The organism is Sphingopyxis sp. (assembly GCF_035565275.1).
Taxonomy (GTDB): Bacteria; Pseudomonadota; Alphaproteobacteria; order Sphingomonadales; family Sphingomonadaceae; genus Sphingopyxis.
In genome coordinates, this window is sequence record NZ_DATMST010000119.1 from 1 (window position 1) to 5,324 (window position 5,324).

Genomic DNA, 5,324 nt, shown 5'->3' on the forward strand with positions numbered 1-5,324 from the left:
GCCGCGATCGGCGGCGAACAGCGTATGGCGTGCTGCGGTCGACAGCGGCCGGTCGATGCGGCCCGAGGCGATCGCGAGGTGCGCGCCCGCGGCATTGGCGATGCGCGCTGCCGCGATTTTCGACACCATGCCGCCCGATCCCATACCCGAAGCCGAGCCCGTGTCCGCCATCGCCTCGATTGCGGCATCAATGCGCTCGACGCGCGCGATATGGACGGCACCTTCCTGTGCGGGGTTGCGATCGTAGAGGCCGTCGATGTCGGACAGCAGGATGACGCCGCCCGCCGCTGCGGCTTGGGCAACACGCGCCGCAAGGCGGTCGTTGTCGCCGAAGCGGATTTCCTCGGTCGCAACGCTGTCATTTTCGTTGATGATAGGCACGACGCCGAGGCTGAGCAGCCGGTCGAGCGTCGCCGCGGCGTTGAGATAACGGCGGCGATGTTCGAGGTCGTCGAGCGTGACGAGCATTTGTGCGGCGGTCAGCCCTTCGGCGGCGAGCACTTCGGCCCAGACCTGCGACAGCGCGATCTGTCCGGTCGCGGCGGCCGCCTGCGCATCTTCCAGCGTTCCGCGTCCGCCCTTGGCAAGGCCGAGCCGCCGTGCCCCGAGCGCGATCGCGCCTGACGATACGACGGCGACCTGCTGTCCCGCGCGGGCGCGCTCGCTAATATCGGCGGCGATCCCGACCAGCCAGTCGCGCCGCACCGCACCCGACGGATCGACGAGCAACGCCGATCCGATCTTGACGATCAGCCGGGGGCAGGAGGCAGGCGGAAACAGGCTCATGGCGCTGCCGATAGCGTGATGTGCGTTGTCAGCCAATGCGAATGTCCGGCCGGCGATCAATGCTGTTGCTGGCGCCAGCCCGCATACAGATCGGGCTTGCCGGCCAGCCGGACGGGGAGATGGCGGATATCCATCGCCTGCTCCGCAAAGGGCTTGGCCAGATCGTCATAAATCGCGGCGGTCGACAGGCCATGCGGCGCGCCGTCCTCGTTCGAATAGGCGTAGGTTACCGCCTTGATCCCCGCGAGGCGCATCGCGGCCATGCACATCGGGCAGGGGTGGCCGCTCGCGAAGACCGAACAACCGGCAAGGTCGGGTGAGCCCAGCGTCCGGCTGGCTATCCGGATAGCATTGAGTTCGGCGTGCGACGTCGGGTCGCCCGTTTCGACGATCTCGTTGACCGCGGAGGCGATGACCCGTCCGTCGCGGACGATCACCGCGCCGAACGGGCGGCCGCCCTTTTCGGCATTGGAATAGGCAAGTGCGATCGCCTTGCGCAGATAGTCTTCGCTGTCTTCCATGATCGTGGCATCCACTCCGGCTCGGGCTGTGCCGCCAGCAATGCCACGATCTCCGGTCGGCTGTCCATGCGGACAGCCGACCGGTCAAATCCGGGAATCAGCCGAACAGCCGCTCGGCATATTCGGTACGAAGCTGCGTCCAGTTGTCCCAGTGTGCCGTCGCTTCCGTACCGCGCATGCGGGCTTCGAGAACGTCGAGATGGGCATGCCAGCCGGCGCTGACGTTGAGGAGGACCGACGGGTCCTCGACGCGTTGGTGGATGATGGTCAGCAGGACCTCGTCGCCCCTTTTCTCGAGCGTGAAGGTGACGCCGCCGGTGCTGCCCCAGCTGATCGACAGGAGGCGCGGCGCGTCGACCGCGACGACTTCGCACAGCATCCGGTGTTCGTCGCCAAAACCTTCGGGGCGCGTCCCCGGCGGGTCGGTAAGTTCGTCGTTGCGCCAGACGAGTTCGACCGGCGCGCCGATCCTCTGTTCCATTGCGCCCGCGGCGAGCCATCGGCGGCGCAGTTCGCCGTCGGTGAGGTAGGACCAGACGCGATCGACCGGTCCCGGGAGCAGGCGGGTGATTGTCAGCGTCGCGGGTTCGGTGAGCAGGCCATAACGGCCTTGGTCAAGCATCGTCGTCATCGTCATTCTCCTTCTTTCCCGGGGAGGGGTTTTTGGGCGGCGGGGGTGCCGCGTCCTCGGCGCGCAGGAGGCGTTCGAGGGTGTCGAGGCGGCCGCTCCAGAAGCGGCGATAGACGCCGAGCCACTGGTCGGCGCTCATCAGCGGGACGGGATCGAGGCTGCAGACATGCGTGCGGCCGCGGACATCGCGGCGGACGAGCCCCGCGCTTTCGAGCACCTTGATATGTTTCGACACCGCGGCGAGCGATATCGCGAAGGGTTCCGCCAGCTCGCTTACCGTCCGTTCGCCGGCCGCCAGCTCGCCCAGCATGGCACGGCGCGTCGCATCGCCGAGCGCGTGGAAGATCGTATCGAGTGTGTGCGAATCATGTTCAACCATGTGGTTGAATATGAAGCAGCCCGATCTATTGTCAACCGATTGGTTGAATTATTGTGCGTCGGTCCCGGCGATCCGGTTTCGCGCATCCTCGCGATAGAGCGACCAGTTGGCGGGGCATTTGTCCACCGCCCTCGGCAGTCCCTGCATGCCTTCGGTGACCCAGCAATCGTTGAAGATCGAACAATAGCAGGAGCGGACCTCGAGCTTCCACCGCTCCTTGTTGAATATCTGCCAGACCTTTTCGGTCGCGGGGGTGCGCGGCAAGCTGACGAACTCGATGGTTTCGCCGGGCCGCACCGCGATCCCGGTCGAAGGCGAGGTGGAAAAGCGCAACGCGCCCGGCCCGTCTTCCGTGCAGCATGCCGTGAGCAAGTTGATCGGGGTGGTTATCGCCTTGCCTTCATAGCGAATTTCGATGGGGCCGAGGATCGCGGGACCGACGCCATTGTTCGTCAGCGTCAGCGAGATGTCCTGATTGCCATCCTCATCCCCGTTGCTTGTTCCGAAGGTGACAAAGGGCATCGCGCCACCGGTCTGCATCTTTTGTGTCGCATCGGCCTGGACAAAGGCGAACCAGGCCAGCGCAAGCGACGCGATCAGCGCGGGGAGCCCGATGACGAAATGCGCGATGGTGATGAGCGGCAGGTAGCGCAGAAGGCGCGACCCGACCTCGTTCGCGACATCCGCAGGCGTGTCGGCGTCCGGTGTGACATCGCGATTCGGCGTTTTGGTCATCGGTGTTCTCTCGTGCATATCCCGCGCGCATGCCTAGCCCGGCTTTCGGTCTGGTTTCAATCGGGGGCTTGCGCGGCGTGAAGTTCCGGTGGCGCCGCTGCGACTGAAACCGAAAGCGCTCGCATCGGCGCTGCGATTGCGTTTATGGTCGGCGCCATGCTGACCATCTTCCTTTCCGCACTGGCGCTCGCCGTCCAGACCACCCCCGTCCCGCCGCAGACGACGCAGTTGCCGCCGGCGATTCCGCCCGTTTCGACGCCCGCAAAGCCGGTGGTCGAGGCGGACTTGCGTCCTTATGTGGCGCTCGTTACCGACCTCGGCACGATCACCGTCCGCATCGAGACCAGGCGCGCGCCGATCACCGCGACGAACTTCCTGCGCTACGTTGATGCGAAGCGGATGGACGGTTTCCAATTCTATCGCTCGACGAAGAGCTGGGGGCCGGCCAACCAATTGGTCCAGGCAGGCAATCGCGGCGATGCCCGCAAGAATTTTCCTCCGATCGCGCACGAGCCGACGACCACGACCGGCCTCACCAACTGCAAGGGCGCGCTGTCGATGGCGCGGCTCAACCCCGGCGACGCGACGAGCGATTTCTTCCTGCTGCTTTCCGACATCAAGGGCTTCGACGCCGATGCCCCGGGCGGCGACGGCGCGGGCTTCGCGGTATTTGGCGAGATTGTCGCGGGCGCCGATGTCGCCGAGGCGATCTTCAACGCCCCGATCTCGCCGACCGCGGGCGAGGGCGTGATGGTCGGCCAGATGCTCGAGCCGAAGGTGACGATCAAGACCGCGCGCCGCGTTCCCGCCCCCGCGGAGGTTCCGCAAGGATGCGTGGTCAAGGCGGGATGATATGAGGGTGACGAGACGGTAAAAGGCCGAGCCCGGTGGCCTATCATTTATTTTGCGTTCATCCGCGCTGTGGCTATACCGCGCGCATGACTCACCGTTTCTCCTCGCGCGCGTCGCTGCGCCTGCTCGCCGCCGCATTCGTGATCACGCCCATGCTGGCGGCCTGTGCCGGGGGCGGCGCGGTCAAGAAGGATACGCGTTACGTCGCGCGCGACGTCAATACGCTGTACCGTGCGGCGCAGGATCGGCTCGATCGCCGTCAATATGGTATCGCCGCCGCGCTGTTCGACGAGGTCGAGCGGCAGCACCCCTATTCGCCCTGGGCGCGCCGCGCGCAGCTGATGAGCTCGTTCAGCTATTACATGGACCGCGAATACACCCCCGCGATCGAGGCGTCGCAACGCTTTCTCTCGATCCACCCGGGCAACAAGGACGCGCCCTATGCCTATTATCTGATCGGCCTCAGCTATTATGAGCAGATCAGCGACGTCACCCGCGACCAGAAGATCACGCAGCAGGCGCTTAGCGCGCTGGGCGAGGTGATCCGGCGCTATCCCGACAGCCGCTATGCCGCCGACGCGCGGTTGAAGGTCGATCTGGTGCAGGACCATCTCGCGGGCAAGGAGATGGAGATCGGCCGCTTCTACCAGCGGAGCTCGAACTGGCTCGCGGCGTCGATCCGCTTTCGCGAGGTCGTCGACAAATATCAGACGACCAGCCACGCCCCCGAAGCGCTCTATCGCCTGACCGAAAGCTATCTCGCGCTGGGTATCCCGGCCGAAGCGAAGAAGTCTGCTGCGGTGCTGGGCGCCAACTATCCGGGCAACGAATGGTACGAGCGCGCCTACAAGCTGATGCAGAAGCACGCGCCGAGCGCCTGATCAACCGGGGCGTGGATTCGCGCTTTGTTCTGCGGTAAGGACGCGCTGTGCTCACCGCCCTGTCCATCGCCAACATCGTTCTGATCGAACGGCTCGACCTCGATTTCGAGGCGGGACTTGGCGTGCTGACCGGCGAGACCGGGGCGGGCAAGTCGATTCTGCTCGACGCGCTTGGCCTTGCGCTCGGCGCGCGCGCCGACAGCGCGCTGGTGCGTCAGGGGAGCGGGCAGGCGCAGGTAACGGCGAGTTTCGTCGCTCCGGTGTCCGGTACGCCGCTTGCTGTGCTGCTCGCCGAAAACGAGATTGTGCCGGAGGCAGGCGAGCCGTTGCTCATTCGCCGTACGCTGAAGGCCGATGGCGGCAGCCGCGCCTTTCTGAACGATCAGCCCTGTTCGGCTGCGCTGCTGCGCGAGGTCGGTGGCCACCTCGTCGAAATCCACGGCCAGCACGACGACCGCGGGCTGCTCGCGCCCGCCGGACACCGCGCTTTGCTCGACGCCTATGCGCGCGCCGATACGCGGACCGTTGCCGCGGCGCAC

At 65.8% G+C, this 5,324-nt stretch carries 8 protein-coding genes; 3 read left to right on the forward strand and 5 right to left on the reverse strand.

All coding sequences use genetic code 11. The features are described 5' to 3' along the window. The 5 genes from proB to VN047_RS08010 all read right to left on the reverse strand — a co-directional run. Window positions 1-786 (reverse strand): glutamate 5-kinase (gene proB / locus VN047_RS07990; RefSeq protein WP_325541587.1); only part of this gene is annotated, 786 nt, incomplete at its 3' end. Window positions 787-842: 56 nt separating this feature from the next. Then, entirely contained in the window at window positions 843-1,307 is a 465-nt protein-coding gene (locus VN047_RS07995; protein ID WP_325541588.1) for a nucleoside deaminase, read from the reverse strand. Window positions 1,308-1,404: 97 nt separating this feature from the next. Beyond that, window positions 1,405-1,938 carry an SRPBCC family protein gene (locus VN047_RS08000; RefSeq protein ID WP_325541589.1) on the reverse strand — a complete coding sequence of 178 codons (534 nt, stop codon included), beginning with the start codon at window positions 1,936-1,938 and terminating at the stop codon, window positions 1,405-1,407. Continuing rightward, window positions 1,922-2,317 (reverse strand): metalloregulator ArsR/SmtB family transcription factor, encoded by a 396-nt coding sequence (locus tag VN047_RS08005; RefSeq protein ID WP_325541590.1) that lies wholly within the window; start codon window positions 2,315-2,317, stop codon window positions 1,922-1,924. The genes VN047_RS08000 and VN047_RS08005 overlap by 17 nt, the downstream gene beginning before the upstream one ends. Before the next feature lie 48 nt (window positions 2,318-2,365). Beyond that, the gene (locus VN047_RS08010; RefSeq protein WP_325541591.1) at window positions 2,366-3,052 is read right to left on the reverse strand and encodes a hypothetical protein; all 687 of its coding nucleotides are present in this window, start codon (window positions 3,050-3,052) and stop codon (window positions 2,366-2,368) included. A 156-nt stretch (window positions 3,053-3,208) separates the two neighbouring features. On the opposite strand from VN047_RS08010, the gene VN047_RS08015 reads away from it, so the two are divergent. From VN047_RS08015 to VN047_RS08025, 3 genes are all read left to right on the forward strand, one after another. Next, window positions 3,209-3,904: a peptidylprolyl isomerase gene (locus tag VN047_RS08015; protein WP_325541592.1), complete on the forward strand. Its 696-nt coding sequence runs from the start codon at window positions 3,209-3,211 to the stop codon at window positions 3,902-3,904. 86 nt (window positions 3,905-3,990) lie between these two features. Next, a complete protein-coding gene (locus VN047_RS08020; protein WP_325541593.1) occupies window positions 3,991-4,785 on the forward strand; it encodes an outer membrane protein assembly factor BamD in 795 nt (264 codons plus the stop codon). A 47-nt stretch (window positions 4,786-4,832) separates the two neighbouring features. Beyond that, the coding region (locus tag VN047_RS08025) for an AAA family ATPase (RefSeq protein WP_325541594.1) at window positions 4,833-5,324 on the forward strand (492 nt) is incomplete at its 3' end.

Coding starts and splice junctions, on each gene's coding strand:
- VN047_RS07995 (WP_325541588.1), bottom strand. CDS start 1,307: ATGGAAGACAGCGAAGACTATCTGCGCAAGGCGATCGCACTTGCCTAT.
- VN047_RS08000 (WP_325541589.1), bottom strand. CDS start 1,938: ATGACGACGATGCTTGACCAAGGCCGTTATGGCCTGCTCACCGAACCC.
- VN047_RS08005 (WP_325541590.1), bottom strand. CDS start 2,317: ATGGTTGAACATGATTCGCACACACTCGATACGATCTTCCACGCGCTC.
- VN047_RS08010 (WP_325541591.1), bottom strand. CDS start 3,052: ATGACCAAAACGCCGAATCGCGATGTCACACCGGACGCCGACACGCCT.
- VN047_RS08015 (WP_325541592.1), top strand. CDS start 3,209: ATGCTGACCATCTTCCTTTCCGCACTGGCGCTCGCCGTCCAGACCACC.
- VN047_RS08020 (WP_325541593.1), top strand. CDS start 3,991: ATGACTCACCGTTTCTCCTCGCGCGCGTCGCTGCGCCTGCTCGCCGCC.